Source organism: Paenibacillus sp. FSL K6-1096, from assembly GCF_037977055.1.
Taxonomy (GTDB): domain Bacteria; phylum Bacillota; class Bacilli; order Paenibacillales; family Paenibacillaceae; genus Paenibacillus_AQ.
Map to the genome: position 1 here is coordinate 1,583,402 of NZ_CP150274.1, position 14,403 is coordinate 1,597,804.

At 52.9% G+C, this 14,403-nt stretch carries 8 protein-coding genes; all 8 read right to left on the reverse strand.

Annotated features, from left to right (window positions below):
- Positions 1–21: 21 nt before the first annotated feature.
- The 8 genes from MHI24_RS07045 to MHI24_RS07080 all read right to left on the reverse strand — a co-directional run bounded on the left by MHI24_RS07045 (position 22) and on the right by MHI24_RS07080 (position 11,335).
- On the reverse strand, positions 22–1,224 hold the full coding sequence (locus tag MHI24_RS07045; protein ID WP_340024880.1) for a hypothetical protein: 1,203 nt from the start codon (positions 1,222–1,224) through the stop codon (positions 22–24).
- A 64-nt stretch (positions 1,225–1,288) separates the two neighbouring features.
- Positions 1,289–2,527, reverse strand: coding sequence for a hypothetical protein (locus tag MHI24_RS07050; RefSeq protein ID WP_340024882.1), 1,239 nt, complete (start codon positions 2,525–2,527; stop codon positions 1,289–1,291).
- A gap of 126 nt (positions 2,528–2,653) precedes the next feature.
- On the reverse strand, positions 2,654–4,975 hold the full coding sequence (locus MHI24_RS07055) for a hypothetical protein (RefSeq protein WP_340024883.1): 2,322 nt from the start codon (positions 4,973–4,975) through the stop codon (positions 2,654–2,656).
- Positions 4,976–5,006: 31 nt separating this feature from the next.
- Positions 5,007–6,227 (reverse strand): hypothetical protein, encoded by a 1,221-nt coding sequence (locus MHI24_RS07060; RefSeq protein ID WP_340024885.1) that lies wholly within the window; start codon positions 6,225–6,227, stop codon positions 5,007–5,009.
- A gap of 63 nt (positions 6,228–6,290) precedes the next feature.
- On the reverse strand, positions 6,291–7,529 hold the full coding sequence (locus MHI24_RS07065; RefSeq protein WP_340024886.1) for a hypothetical protein: 1,239 nt from the start codon (positions 7,527–7,529) through the stop codon (positions 6,291–6,293).
- Positions 7,530–7,832: 303 nt separating this feature from the next.
- Complete coding sequence (locus tag MHI24_RS07070) at positions 7,833–9,020, reverse strand: collagen-like protein (RefSeq protein ID WP_340024887.1); 1,188 nt, start codon at positions 9,018–9,020, stop codon at positions 7,833–7,835.
- Between the two features lie 28 nt (positions 9,021–9,048).
- Complete coding sequence (locus MHI24_RS07075; protein WP_340024888.1) at positions 9,049–10,242, reverse strand: collagen-like protein; 1,194 nt, start codon at positions 10,240–10,242, stop codon at positions 9,049–9,051.
- Between the two features lie 196 nt (positions 10,243–10,438).
- Positions 10,439–11,335 (reverse strand): hypothetical protein, encoded by an 897-nt coding sequence (locus tag MHI24_RS07080; RefSeq protein WP_340024890.1) that lies wholly within the window; start codon positions 11,333–11,335, stop codon positions 10,439–10,441.
- Between the last annotated feature and the right edge of the window lie 3,068 nt (positions 11,336–14,403).

A 14,403-nucleotide genomic window follows, 5' to 3' on the forward strand; every position in this document is an offset into this window, starting at 1 on the left:
CCTTTTATATTTACTGCAACATCAGAGGGTATTCGGTATTACTGTAGCCGTTAAAATAACTGTCTTTGGTAAAACACTCCATTGAGCCTGAGGGGCAGCAGTAACCGAAAAATGTAACTTGAGAGTGGTCGATGACCCATCATAAATATAGTAAATTGGAATTGCAATTTCTCTACTGTAATAGAAGGAACCAATATGATACCAATAATCAGTGTAATCATACAGTCCTTTATCATCAGAATCTTTAAGAGTGATTGTTATTCCAGCTCCAAGAGAGTCCATATTAGAAGTCTCGATAGATGAAGTTAAAGAAAAATCCACAATCCCCTCTACCAGCCAACGCCCCTCACTAGGATCTATTTCCAGAGTCGCAGTAAAAGCTTCATCAATTTGTGACGATAGAATGGTGTAGGTCAATGTTGGAATGAACGCTTCATTCGCAGCCGCCCCTGTTAGCCCTGTGGCACCCTCTGGTCCAGGATCCCCTTTCTCACCACTTCCCTCGGGACCGGTGAAGCCTGTGGGACCGGTTGAACCGTCGGGACCCGTGTCCCCTATAATTACTAAACCGGTGGCTCCAATGGCCCCTATACCTGTAGGTCCTGTCGCACCTGAAATTCCTATTCCCGTTGCCCCGGTCATTCCGGTGAGGCCAGGAAATGCTGCATAGCTAGTTTCCCCTCTTGGTCCTGTGGGGCCTGTGAGGCCGGTCGGGCCGGTAGCCGCCGCGAATCCAGCCGCCCCCCTTCCCCCTGATCCTCCCGAAATTCCGGTTTTTCCGGTGAGGCCAGTGGGTCCTGTTGGTCCTGGAGGACCTATAGGGCCGTTGAAAATCACAGGGCCTGGTCCCGAACCGATCAGAGGAGAGGCGACCCGGATATCCGAAGCGATATTCTCAGAATGGAGCAGCTTCATTCTGAGCTCGTATTGATGAATGCCTGCGGGCAGTTCATCACCAAATCTAACCGTAGCTTCAGTCTGAATCATTCCGGCGGCCAAGGCTGTGGATTCGATTGACACATCACGCGTTTCAACCTGCGCGTTCCCCCTCCACAGCTCAACATTCAAGTGCACATGATAATAACCGGGGGATTGGATATCCAGCAGCAAGGGAATCAATAGCTCTACTTCCGCAGATGCATATGGCTGTTCCACGTCAGTCAGGATATCCGTAAGCACCAACATATTTCCGCCCCCGAGAGGAAGCGAAGAATAGATAGTCATTTTTTTCAACTCCTTTATTTCTCAGATGCTATTGCTCTATTGCAGCTTTTACAGATCGTTAGCATCAGTTCCTTTTCTGAAATACTTTCGCCGTGGCGAAGAATGTTTTATAGCTGATAGTAGTACCGTCAGATAACTGTCTAGCATCAACAAACAGACTATAGGTGTGTAAGCCCATCGTCGGATTCTCATCAATGGCATAGAAAGCCAGTGACTCATCAGAAGGAATATTGTATTGATATATTGCATTATCGCCATACTCTAGATACTTTGCCCACGTAAATAAACTGGCTGGAGGCGGAAGATTCGAACCATCACGATACACCCGATATAGAACACTGTTCGTGTATTTATGATCAGCGGGATTCTCGAAGCTAATCTGTAAAGTGCCCGATATCACTACACATTGATCGGGTGAGGTAATCTGTAAAGGAGGGAGCTGGCCCACTATATCACCAGTGCCTTCTGTAGGGCTGCTCAACAGGAGATCATTACTCACAACAATCGGTAATGCCCGGCTGGGCCCGGTCGCACCCGTTAGACCGGTTGGACCCGTATCTCCGGTAACCCATGAATCAGGACCTGTATCCCCGGTCACGCCTCTTGCTCCCGTCGTCCCTGTCGGTCCCTGCGGGCCATATCCGGTCATCCCGCTAGCTCCAATTCCGGTCATTCCGGTTGGACCGGCAGGTCCGATCCCGTCAGGTCCCGTAACGCCGGTTGCCCCTGTCACGCCTCCAATTGCCACAATCACACCGGTCGGGCCAGTGGGGCCCTTGGGGCCCTTCACGCCTTGGATGGCAGCGCCGGTTGTTCCCGTTGGACCGGTGCTTCCGGTCGGACCTTTAGGTCCCTTCGTCCCCCGTGGACCTTGCGGACCCGTCGGCCCTGGCGGACCCACCTCAACCTCGTCCGCCGCCACTCCCTGGACGGAGACTGCCGGGAGTCCGGCCAGCGGATTCACCGCAATATTCTGGAATGACAGAACCTGAAGCTCCAGTTCAAAGGACTGTCCGCCTTGACCGAAGCTGCCTGCAATCCTTGCATTCACATCTGCAATAAGTGTCTCCCCGGCATCGCCGCTGCCGATATAAGGCTCGGTAAGGGTATGGATGATATCTCCATCCTTCAGCACCGATAACTCGACGATCAGATGATAATTGCCGGTCACCACCGGCTTGAACGATAGCGGCAGACTGAAATCAATCTGGAAAGAGGGATGACTCTCCTCCAGCAATACCGGACTCGCCAGCCGGATGGCCGGTCCCGGACTTCCCAGTTGCACCGGAATTAATGCTGACATCTGAACACAACCCTTCTATAACTTAATCATTCGCCTTGTCCCTTTGGTATGAAATGAAGACAATCCCCGCGGTTTCAGGAACCACAGGGATTGCTCTAAGCACTTCCCATGTGCTCTTATCTTGCTTTATTTACTCTGCGTTTTGTAGGCTCCGTTAGTGAGGGAGTAAGATAGCGGTTGATCGGCAGGATCAGTTGGAAGGTCAAAGGATAGGACTGGGAAAAATTCCCCTTCTAATTCTATGGCGTAAACATGCTGGGTTCCGATTACGATGACATAACGGCTATCCCTGGTAAAACTCAGCCCGCCCGGTACGGCAACCTCATTTAATGTAATTGTATTCCCAAAATTTAGCGTACTTGTATTCCTTATTACTATTTTCGCACCGTCTTGGGCACACAACCATTGGTCATCTGGTGAGATAGCCATGCTTCTTAATTGATCATGTTGCTGCAAATATATTCTAAGCACACTTCCATCTGGAAGAACACGTATGACAAAGTCTCCCAGAATACCGTCTAAGGAACATAATATGAACATAACTCCATTACTCAACAGCTTAATTCCCCACGGAGTAGCATCAGGGGTAGTTACGATGCCATTGTTATTGAAGTCTCCAATCTTGGAGTAAGCGTAGAGAATGCCTTGAAGTCCAGGTGTAAACCTTACCTCCGTACTGTCATTAGAGACCACAAGAGGATTTATAGATCCTGGAGAAGACGCATGCTCAATAGGTTCATAGGCTCCATTGAAAATATTACGGGTAATCGCCCCGGTTGCGACCTCATAGGCATGAACCTGGCCTGAATCAACATAGAAGAAGACAAACTTGCTATCTGGAGAAGCAGCCGAAAATAGAACCTTCGTTGTCAAATTCAAATTTCGGACGAAACGCCTGTTCACCACATCATAGATCTGAACTAGGGGAGTGGATTCATCCGAGATGAACAGATATTTCTTATCTGGAGTCAGCAACATATCTGCTGCTTGCATGTCCTGATTCAGATCTACTCCCCAGCCCACAGCTTGTGCATTGGTGTCAAACTGATATAACCTATCTTGCACCGCGAAGTAAATAATTCCGCCATCTGATGCCGCAAAGGCAGCCATCAGCGGAGAGCGAATATTGGGGTCCATTGCTTTCAAATGAATGGGACCGCCCAAAGCGTTAAAGATCTGAACCCCACCATTAGCAAGGAAATAAACATCTTCATCTTGAAAATAGGGGGCCCCGCTTCCTAATGCCTCTGCCGCAAGATATCGGTCCTCCACTGTAAGCGGGAAGCCAGGTACAGTAATATTCGTGTAAGCTTGTATAGAATACTCTGCCTCTTCAAGGTCAGGGGTGTGGATAAGGCTAAACGGGAATTCCACACTTGCCCTTTGCCCGGGGTCAGATATGCCGCTCCCGTAACCCTGGACTATAGTCTGGAAGTCTAGCCAGCGGAAAGGTGCATTACGGTAAATAATATTAATTGTGAACGGAATTCTTACAGCGTCTGCGTGTGGAAGATAGGTGACACTGACATTCCCCTGTAGTAGAACACGTTGCCCAGGCTTAGTCTGCACAGAATTCACGGTGAGAATCGTTTGTGGATCAGTGGTCAATGGCTGTGGGCCCGTAAGATGTTGATATTGGACCGGGTATACTGTTGCACCTGTAGCTCCAGTTGCACCTGTAGCTCCTGCCGGACCCGCCGGGCCTTTACCACCAGTTCCTGTTGTTCCCTGCGCGCCCTCTGGACCCTCAGGACCCTGCGGGCCTTGCGATCCCTTCACACTGTACCCTGTCGTGCCTGTTACCGCTATGCCGGTGGCACCCGTTGGGCCGATTCCGGTGTTTCCCGTCGTCCCGGTCGGGCCAGTTGGACCATAGCCTACAGGGCCAGTGACAATGGCGGGGGGACCAGGTTCACCTGTCTCTCCTGTCGGACCGGTCGCTCCGTAGCCTGTCGCCCCCGTCATACCCTTATTACCGGGATTGCCGCCATCGCCCAACCGACCCTGGGTCCCCGTTGTTCCTGTCGGTCCGGTTGGTCCGGTCAGTCCTGACGCAGCTCTAGGTGTATCCACAGAAGCAATCCCTGCCACGGCTCTGCCTATAGATGGATGGGCCTTGACGTTAATATAGCTGACGATCCGGACCCGGATCGTGTAGGCATACGTTCCCGGATATGCCGGATGGTTGACCGTCACCTGCATTGTTCTCACGGTCTCCTCCGCTCCGGTATGGGACAGTGTAACCAATTGAGTCTGCAATACATTGCCGGAGAGCATTGTTTCCAATTCTACCCGCAGCAAGGATGGACCGGAAGTGACTCCCTGGAAGACGACAGGGATCTGGAACGTGACATGCGCCTGGGGCTGCGCTGCAACAATCTCAAGCGTCTCCGCCAGGTGAACAGCCGGTCCTGCCGTCCCCAAGGGAAGAGTGGTTAAATTCGACATAATTTCACCGCCTTTTATATTTACTGCAATATCAGTTATTATTAGATATTACTGTAGAAGTCAGTATACATTGGTTAACTATAGTAGACCATCTGTCCTGTGCATCACCAGTAACCGATACAGTTAGATTCAGAGTAGTAGCTGGACCTTCGTAAATTACCATAAATGGAAATTCGCTTTCCATTGAGAAAAAATCAGAAAACTGCTTCTGCCAATAATTGCTGTACTGATACAATGGGTTTCCAGCAGGTTCAGCAGCATCAGTGAGTGTGATGGTTATCCTGAATCCGCTTGTATTTATTCGAGGACCCGGTTTAAAACACTGAATATCCAAAATGCCTTCTACCTGGCAGCGCTCATTTCCAGGATCCACCGGAATAGATGCAACCAAGGCAGGTTCATTAAGCAACACACCCGATCCCGGTGAGATATAATAAGTCAGTGTTGGAATAAACGTTTCATCCGCTGGTACACCTCTAGTTCCCCTGGGACCCTCGGGTCCGGTTTCCCCCTGCCCACCGCTTGCCCCAGGTGAACCCGTGAAGCCCGTAGGACCTGTCAGCCCGTCGGGTCCTGTATCTCCTATAATTCCTACACCGGTGGCCCCCATGGCCCCTATACCTGTAAGCCCGGTTGCTCCTGTAATTCCTATTCCTGTTGCCCCGGTCATTCCAGTGGGGCCAGCGAATCCTCCTGCATAACCTGTTTCCCCTGTTGGACCGGTGGGGCCGGTTAGGCCGGTCGGGCCGGTAGCTGAGAATCCCGCCGCTCCCCTTCCCCCGGAGCCTCCCGCTATTCCGGTTTTTCCAGTGAGGCCAGTAGGTCCTGTTGGTCCTGGAGGTCCTATAGGACCATTGAATATGACTGGTCCTGGTCCTGTCCGGATAAACGGGGATCCGACCCGGATATCCGATGCGATATTCTGATAATGGAGCAGCTTCATTCGCAGTTCGTATTGATGAATGCCTACCGGCAATTCATCACTGAACCGGACTGTGGCTTCAGTCTGAATGAACCCGGGAGCCAAGGCTGTGGATTCGATCGACACATCACGGGTTTCTACAAGCGCATTAGCCCTCCACAGTTCAACATTTAAGTGCAGGTGATAATAACCGGGGGACTGGATATCCAGCAGCAGGGGAATCGATAACAGCAATTCCGCAGATGGATACGGCTGCTCTACATCCGTCCGGATATCCGTAAGCACAAGTTCGCGGCCGCTTTCAAGGGAAAGCGACGAATAGATGGCCATGTCTTTCAACTCCTTTATTTCTCAGATGCTTGTTACTCTAACCCGGCTTCACGATGGATAGCATTAGTTGCCTTTACGGAATACTTTCGCGGCGGCATTGAATGATTTGTAACTGATTGTTGTATTTTCACTTAACTGATTAACCCCAACAGCCACCGTATAATTATGAAGACCCAATGGCGGATTCTCATCGATCATATAGAAGGGCAACGATTGCTCTGATGGGATGGAATTAAATTGCGGATTATTTGAATAATTGTAATACATTTGCCAAGCCAGAACGTTACCTTGTGTTGGAAGGACGTTCTGACCATCTCGCTCTACATAAATAAACAAATAGTTCTTGTAATCATAATCTGCCGGATTCCCATAGCTAACCTCGAGAGTGCCCGATATCACTACACATTGATCGGTCGAGGTAATCAGTACCGGCGGGAGCTGGCCTACAGTGTTCCCCTCAATAGGACTGCTCGACAGCAAAGTATCACTCACAACAAGCGGTAAGGTCCGGCTGGGTCCGGTTGCCCCTGTGGGACCGGTTGGCCCAGTATCGCCGGTAGCCCCTGAGCCAGGACCTGGAGGTCCTGTCACGCCCCTTGCTCCCGTCGTTCCTGTCGGTCCCTGCGGGCCATATCCGGTCATCCCGGTGGCTCCAATTCCGGTCATTCCGGTTGGACCGGCGGAGCCTATCCCGTCAGGCCCTGTAACGCCCGTTGCTCCCGTTACGCTCCCCGCTCCAGTTGCCACAACCACACCGGTCGGTCCAGTGGGGCCCTTAGGTCCCTTCACCCCTTGGATGCCAGCGCCGGTTGTTCCCGTTGGGCCGGTGCTTCCGGTTGAACCATTAGGACCCTTCGTCCCCCGTGGACCTTGCGGACCCGTTGGCCCTGTCGGCCCCCTCTCCTCCTCGTCCGCCGCCACTCCTTGAACGGAGACTGCCGGATATCCGGCCAGCGGATTTGCTGCAATATTCTGTGAAGACAGAATCCGCAGCTCCAGTTCGAAGGACTGCCCCCCCTGGCCGAAGCTGCCTATAATACTTGCATTTACATCCGCAATGAGAGCTTCCCCTGCATTCCCGCTCCCGATAAAGGGTTCGGTAAGGGTATGAATGATCTTTCCGTCTTTCAGCACCGATAGTCCAACGATCAGGTGATAATTGCCGGTCCCCGCCGGCTTGAACGACAGCGGCACACTGAAATCAATTTGGAAGGAGGGATGACTCTCCTCCAGCAATACCGGACTTGCCAGCCGGATGGCCGGTCCCGGACTTCCCAGTTGCACCGGAATTAAGGATGACATGTGAACACAACCCTTCTTTCACTTTATATTGCTTGCCATTTGCGAACGGCAGTACTATTTAAACAACACCCCCAATACCAGTTTATGCTGCCTATAGATTGTCCAAGTCCACGATATGCAGAATATTTCATAGACCTCTTGCAGATCCGGCAACACCTGATATTCTATGCTTGTGAAATCAGTCCAGCCTGGACAATTCCTCTAAATATTTCGAAAGAGGCCAATCACCTCTCTGTTCTGGACTTTTAGACGCAGCAAAGCGCCAGAATTCAATTCTGGCGCGCTCGTTATACTATAGATATTTTAATTAATCCTGATCAATTGAATATTGGCAAAGAATTGATCAGGATTACCGCCAATAGTCTCATTACTATCATTGTACAATGCCACCTGCGGTGCTATTCCTGTTGTTCCTATGATACCGGCTCCTGCCACAGTTGAATAGGCGGTGACCACTGACGAAGTTGATTGAGAACCAGGAATAGGGGCAACCCTGGTTTCACTACCAGGATCTACAGTGTATAACTGGAAGACCATTGGGTTAGCGCCTAGCTCAGGCACGCCATTGACATAATATTGGATTAGAACTGTAGCATTAGTAGGCAGGTTAAAGAATTGAGCTGTATCATTTAAAGTAATATCTCCGCTACTCGGTCCAGTAATGCTCCATGTCACGGCATCTCCAGGGGTAACTTGGTCCACTAGAGATGCAGCCGAGTTATACTCTGCGAAGAAGGCAAGACCTGTTAAGCCGGTCATCCCGGTCATCCCGGTCATCCCGGTCATCCCGGTCATCCCGGTTAGCCCAGTCAGGCCTGTTAAACCCGTCAGCCCGGTCAAACCGGTTAAGCCGGTTTCTCCCGTTTGACCGGTTTGACCAGTCAGTCCAGTTAAGCCAGTCAACCCAGTCAAGCCGGTCAGTCCCGTGAGTCCGGTCTCTCCGGTTTGCCCTGTTAAGCCGGTCAGTCCGGTCAAACCAGTCAGACCCGTGAATCCGGTGGCCCCCGTCTCTCCGGTGAGACCTGTTAAGCCAGTCAACCCAGTCAAGCCGGTCAGTCCCGTGAGTCCGGTCTCTCCCGTTTGTCCGGTTACTCCCATTGCACCTTGGATCCCCTGAATTCCCTGGTCGCCTTGAGGGCCTTGAGGTCCGCCGGGGTTACCCGTAGCCCCTGTTGCGCCTGTAGGCCCTACCATAATGGATGCATTGAGGACGGTCTCCAGCTTGTTGGTGAGAATGAATTCCTTCTTGACAATATCCCGCATCATATTTCTTACACTATCATTCATAGCCAGCACATCTTCAATCGTTGCATCCGGAGCGTCAACTCCAGGTAAAGTACCCAGGATATATTGCAGCTTCTCCCCCTCGGCATTGATAATATGGCTGAGTCCCAATTCTTCCATTGCAATGGAGGACAGCAGCAGGTTAACAGCATCATCCCGGGCAATGCTTATGGTCGGGGTGATATTAGGCAGATTCGCCTGAGACATGAGATCAACTCCTCTATGTTAGATTGGATTAAAGCAATTTAACAATGGATATCGTGCCCGTAATATCACTAATATTCCCGGGGCCATTATTAATCAGAGCCAGTGCATTAACAGTATCAGCGGTAACCGTCGGAAAAATACTGCCCCCCACTGCCAGAGTTGAAGTAGCTCCAGGCACCGAATTATAGGCTGTCGATTCGCTTGCTGGAATCGGTTCTGAGTTAAGAGTAAGGGCAACGCTCATACTCGCCCCTGTTGCTGCATTAGCATTTACTGAATAATGAACGTAGTATAGAGCCGGTTCCAGACTAGCTCCAGCACCGTTATTCTGTAGATTGTAACCACCTGGGTTGAGGGAGATAGCAGATCCAGTGAAATAAGCATGAGTGGTAAAGTTTATTGGAAGCCCTGCTCCGATCGGGCCTGCTTCAGCACCGTTAAAAAAAGACAACCACCGGTCATCAGCAGGCACTCCTGTACCACCGGTTGCTCCGGTCATACCGGTCATGCCGGTCACTCCAGTCAGACCCGTGAGGCCAGTTAATCCCGTCTCTCCGGTTTGCCCTGTCATACCAGTTTCACCTGTAACTCCAGTCAGACCCGTGAGGCCAGTCAATCCCGTCTCTCCGGTTTGCCCTGTCATACCAGTTACCCCTGTAACTCCAGTCAGACCCGTGAGGCCAGTTAATCCCGTCTCTCCGGTTTGCCCTGTCATACCAGTTACCCCTGTAACTCCAGTCAGACCCGTGAGGCCGGTTAATCCCGTTTCACCTGTAAGTCCTGTTAAGCCGGTAAAGCCTCTGAATCCCGTGGTACCGGTAGGACCATCGTCTCCAGTATCGCCTGCTGGACCCTGCGGTCCCTGTAGACCGCGCGGCCCCTCGTCTGGACCCGTTACTCCTGTCGCTCCGGTACCGCCATAATCAACGGGCGCTGCAAGCAGACTCTCTAACTGGCTGGTCTGCAGCCAGGCGCTTTTTACTGTTTCCCCCAGCATACCGCGGATACTATCAGTGATGTCCTGAATATTGGAGATGTTCACCACCGGAGCGGCTGCTCCAGGAAGAGTGCCGAGCGCGTATTGCATCTTCTCCCCTTCTGCATTAATTACATGGCTAAGTCCTAACTCTTCCATGGCGATGGCTGACAGCATCATGTTAATGGCATCGCTACGGCTGAGTGTAATGGTAGGTGTAATGTTAGGCAGATTAGCTTGAGACAAATCAATCCTCTCCTTTCTTGATTAGAATAGTCCATCATATGCCGCTCCGAATGATTGGTTCAGCATTTCGTCCAGGCTATGTAAGAAAAAACTAATCTTTTTGACTGCTCTGCACCTACACATGCGTGAAGACCAGCCTGCATCAGGCTGGTCTTCATGGTAGGCAAAAAATTAATGGTCACATTCTAGAGAAAGATCATAACAACTGAACAATAGTAACCTTAGCTGCGCGGAAATCGCCATCTGCCCCATTCACATCTTTAGTTACAGAAGTGCCTTCGTACATAAGCGCCAGTTGAATGGTTGTCGGCTCATCAACCGCTAAAATACAAGTTCCATATAGATTAGAGGGAACCGCACTAATTGATGAGAGAACTTGTGTTTTAGCATCATAATTACCATTAATAAGCAACTCCAGACCGGCTGCTTTGGTATCAGTGGAAAGAACATTAGCTTGATACAAAATCAAGTAGCTTCCTGGCTCTACCGTAAATAAATCAGTATTATTAGTCTGTGGTCCAATAGAGTCCCCAGTAGTAGATTGAAAAATAACGGTAAATCCTGGGATAGGGAAATGGTCACTTGTTGCTACATCTTGCCAACCCTGGTACACAAACTGAGCGTAGTTCATGGATAGAACACCAGTCGCTCCCGTTTGACCCGTGGCACCAGTTTCACCTGTCAAGCCGGTGACGCCAGTGAGGCCGGTCACTCCTGTGAGACCCGTGACCCCGGTTTCACCCGTCATACCGGTGAGGCCGGTTAATCCCGTCAGACCCGTGACCCCAGTTTCACCCGTCATGCCGGTGAAGCCGGTTAATCCCGTCAGACCCGTGACCCCAGTTTCACCCGTCATGCCGGTGAAGCCAGTTAATCCTGTCAGACCCGTTTCACCCGTCAGACCGGTGAGGCCGGTTACTCCGGTAAGCCCAGTTTTCCCTGTTAAACCATCACCTCCTGCTATTCCTCCGCTGCCTCTAGGGCCTCTTGCACCTGTTGTTCCCGTTGGGCCTTGGGGTCCCGTTGTTCCTGTTGGACCAGTTAATCCCGTTTGACCTAAAACTGTTCCGGTAGGCCCTGGTGGACCAGTCATACCTGTCAGACCCGTGGCTCCCGTCTGTCCTGTCAGACCCGTGGCTCCTGTTTCACCGGTGAGCCCTGTTGCTCCAGTCTCTCCCGTTTGACCCGTGGCTCCCGTTTCACCGGTGAGCCCTGTTGCTCCAGTCTCTCCCGTTTGACCCGTTGCTCCTGTTTCACCGGTGAGCCCTGTTGCTCCAGTCTCTCCGGTCAGTCCCGTTGCTCCGGTCGTTCCGGTCAACCCTACTGGCCCTGTCGTGCCCGTTAATCCTACTGGGCCGGTCGTTCCGGTCAACCCAATTGGTCCCGTTGTTCCCGTCAGCCCAACTGGGCCAGTGGTTCCTGTCAACCCAATTGCTCCGGTCGTTCCTGTTAACCCGATTGGTCCCGTCGTTCCTGTTAACCCGATTGGGCCCGTCGTTCCTGTTAACCCGATTGGTCCGGTCGTTCCTGTTAACCCGATTGTTCCGGTCGTTCCTGTCAATCCAATTGCTCCGGTCGTGCCCGTTAACCCGACTGGGCCCGTCGTTCCGGTCAACCCAATTGCTCCGGTCGTTCCCGTTAATCCTACTGCTCCCGTCGTTCCTGTCAGTCCGATTGGTCCGGTCGTTCCCGTCAGCCCGACTGGGCCCGTCGTACCCGTTAATCCTACTGCTCCGGTCGTGCCCGTTAACCCGACTGGGCCCGTCGTGCCTGTCAACCCAATTGGACCTGTCGTTCCCGTTAATCCTACTGCTCCCGTCGTTCCTGTCAGTCCGATTGGTCCGGTCGTTCCCGTCAGCCCGACTGGTCCCGTCGTACCCGTTAATCCTACTGCTCCGGTCGTTCCCGTCAACCCGACTGGGCCCGTCGTTCCCGTCAACCCGATTGGGCCCGTCGTGCCCGTCAGCCCTATTGGTCCGGTCGTTCCCGTCAGCCCTATTGGTCCCGTCGTTCCCGTCAACCCGAATGGTCCCGTCGTTCCTGTTAACCCGATTGGTCCCGTTGTTCCTGTCAACCCAATTGATCCGGTCGTGCCCGTCAGCCCTACTGGTCCCGTCGTTCCGGTCAATCCAATTGGTCCCGTTGTTCCCGTCAGCCCAACTGGGCCAGTGGTTCCTGTCAACCCGATTGGTCCCGTCGTTCCTGTCAACCCAATTGGTCCCGTCGTGCCCGTCAACCCGACTGGTCCCGTCGTTCCTGTTAACCCGATTGGTCCGGTCGTTCCTGTCAACCCAATTGGGCCCGTCGTGCCCGTCAACCCAATTGGTCCCGTCGTTCCCGTCAACCCGACTGGGCCCGTCGTTCCTGTTAACCCCACTGGTCCGGTCGTGCCTGTTAACCCGATTGGTCCCGTCGTTCCCGTCAACCCAACTGGGCCTGTCGTGCCCGTCAACCCGATTGGGCCCGTCGTGCCCGTTAACCCTACTGCTCCGGTCGTGCCCGTCAACCCAATTGGTCCTGTCGTGCCCGTTAAACCTACTGCTCCGGTCGTGCCCGTCAACCCAATTGGTCCTGTCGTTCCTGTCAATCCAATTGGTCCCGTTGTTCCCGTTAACCCGACTGGTCCCGTCGTTCCCGTCAACCCAATCGGTCCCGTCGTTCCTGTCAACCCAATTGCTCCGGTCGTTCCTGTCAATCCAATTGCTCCGGTCGTTCCCGTTAATCCTACTGCTCCCGTCGTTCCTGTCAGTCCGATTGGTCCGGTCGTGCCCGTCAACCCTACTGGGCCTGTCGTTCCTGTCAATCCAATTGCTCCGGTCGTGCCCGTTAACCCGACTGGGCCCGTCGTTCCGGTCAGCCCAATTGGTCCCGTCGTTCCGGTCAGCCCAATTGGTCCCGTCGTTCCGGTCAGCCCAACTGGGCCAGTGGTTCCTGTCAACCCAATTGCTCCGGTCGTTCCTGTCAATCCAATTGGTCCCGTCGTGCCCGTCAACCCGACTGGTCCCGTCGTTCCTGTTAACCCGATTGGGCCCGTCGTTCCGGTCAACCCAATTGCTCCGGTCGTTCCGGTCAATCCAATTGCTCCCGTTGTTCCCGTTAACCCGACTGGTCCCGTCGTTCCGGTCAATCCAATTGGTCCCGTTGTTCCCGTCAGCCCAACTGGGCCAGTGGTTCCTGTCAACCCAATTGGTCCCGTCGTTCCGGTCAATCCAATTGGTCCCGTTGTTCCCGTCAGCCCAACTGGGCCAGTGGTTCCTGTCAACCCAATTGGTCCCGTTGTTCCCGTCAGCCCAACTGGGCCAGTGGTTCCTGTCAACCCAATTGGTCCCGTCGTGCCCGTCAACCCGACTGGGCCCGTCGTTCCGGTCAATCCAATTGGTCCCGTCGTTCCCGTTAACCCTACTGGGCCAGTGGTTCCTGTCAACCCGACTGGGCCCGTCGTTCCTGTTAACCCCACTGGTCCGGTCGTGCCTGTTAACCCGATTGGTCCCGTCGTTCCCGTCAACCCAACTGGGCCTGTCGTGCCCGTCAACCCGATTGGGCCCGTCGTGCCCGTTAACCCTACTGCTCCGGTCGTGCCCGTCAACCCAATTGGTCCTGTCGTGCCCGTTAAACCTACTGCTCCGGTCGTGCCCGTCAACCCAATTGGTCCTGTCGTTCCTGTCAATCCAATTGGTCCCGTTGTTCCCGTTAACCCGACTGGTCCCGTCGTTCCCGTCAACCCAATCGGTCCCGTTGTTCCTGTTAACCCGATTGGTCCCGTCGTTCCCGTCAACCCAATCGGTCCCGTTGTTCCTGTTAACCCGATTGGTCCGGTCGTTCCTGTTAACCCGATTGCTCCGGTCGTTCCTGTTAACCCGATTGCTCCGGTCGTGCCCGTTAATCCTACTGCTCCGGTCGTGCCCGTCAACCCAATTGGTCCTGTAGTTCCTGTCAATCCAATTGGTCCTGTGGTTCCCGTTAACCCTACTGGTCCCGTCGTTCCTGTCAACCCAATTGCTCCGGTCGTTCCTGTCAATCCAATTGCTCCGGTCGTTCCCGTTAATCCTACTGCTCCCGTCGTTCCTGTCAGTCCGATTGGTCCGGTCGTGCCCGTCAACCCTACTGGGCCTGTCGTTCCTGTCAATCCAATTGCTCCGGTCGTGCCCGTTAACCCGACTG

Coding starts and splice junctions, on each gene's coding strand:
- MHI24_RS07045 (WP_340024880.1), bottom strand. CDS start 1,224: ATGACTATCTATTCTTCGCTTCCTCTCGGGGGCGGAAATATGTTGGTG.
- MHI24_RS07050 (WP_340024882.1), bottom strand. CDS start 2,527: ATGTCAGCATTAATTCCGGTGCAACTGGGAAGTCCGGGACCGGCCATC.
- MHI24_RS07055 (WP_340024883.1), bottom strand. CDS start 4,975: ATGTCGAATTTAACCACTCTTCCCTTGGGGACGGCAGGACCGGCTGTT.
- MHI24_RS07060 (WP_340024885.1), bottom strand. CDS start 6,227: ATGGCCATCTATTCGTCGCTTTCCCTTGAAAGCGGCCGCGAACTTGTG.
- MHI24_RS07065 (WP_340024886.1), bottom strand. CDS start 7,529: ATGTCATCCTTAATTCCGGTGCAACTGGGAAGTCCGGGACCGGCCATC.
- MHI24_RS07070 (WP_340024887.1), bottom strand. CDS start 9,020: ATGTCTCAGGCGAATCTGCCTAATATCACCCCGACCATAAGCATTGCC.
- MHI24_RS07080 (WP_340024890.1), bottom strand. CDS start 11,335: ATGACTGGTCCACCAGGGCCTACCGGAACAGTTTTAGGTCAAACGGGA.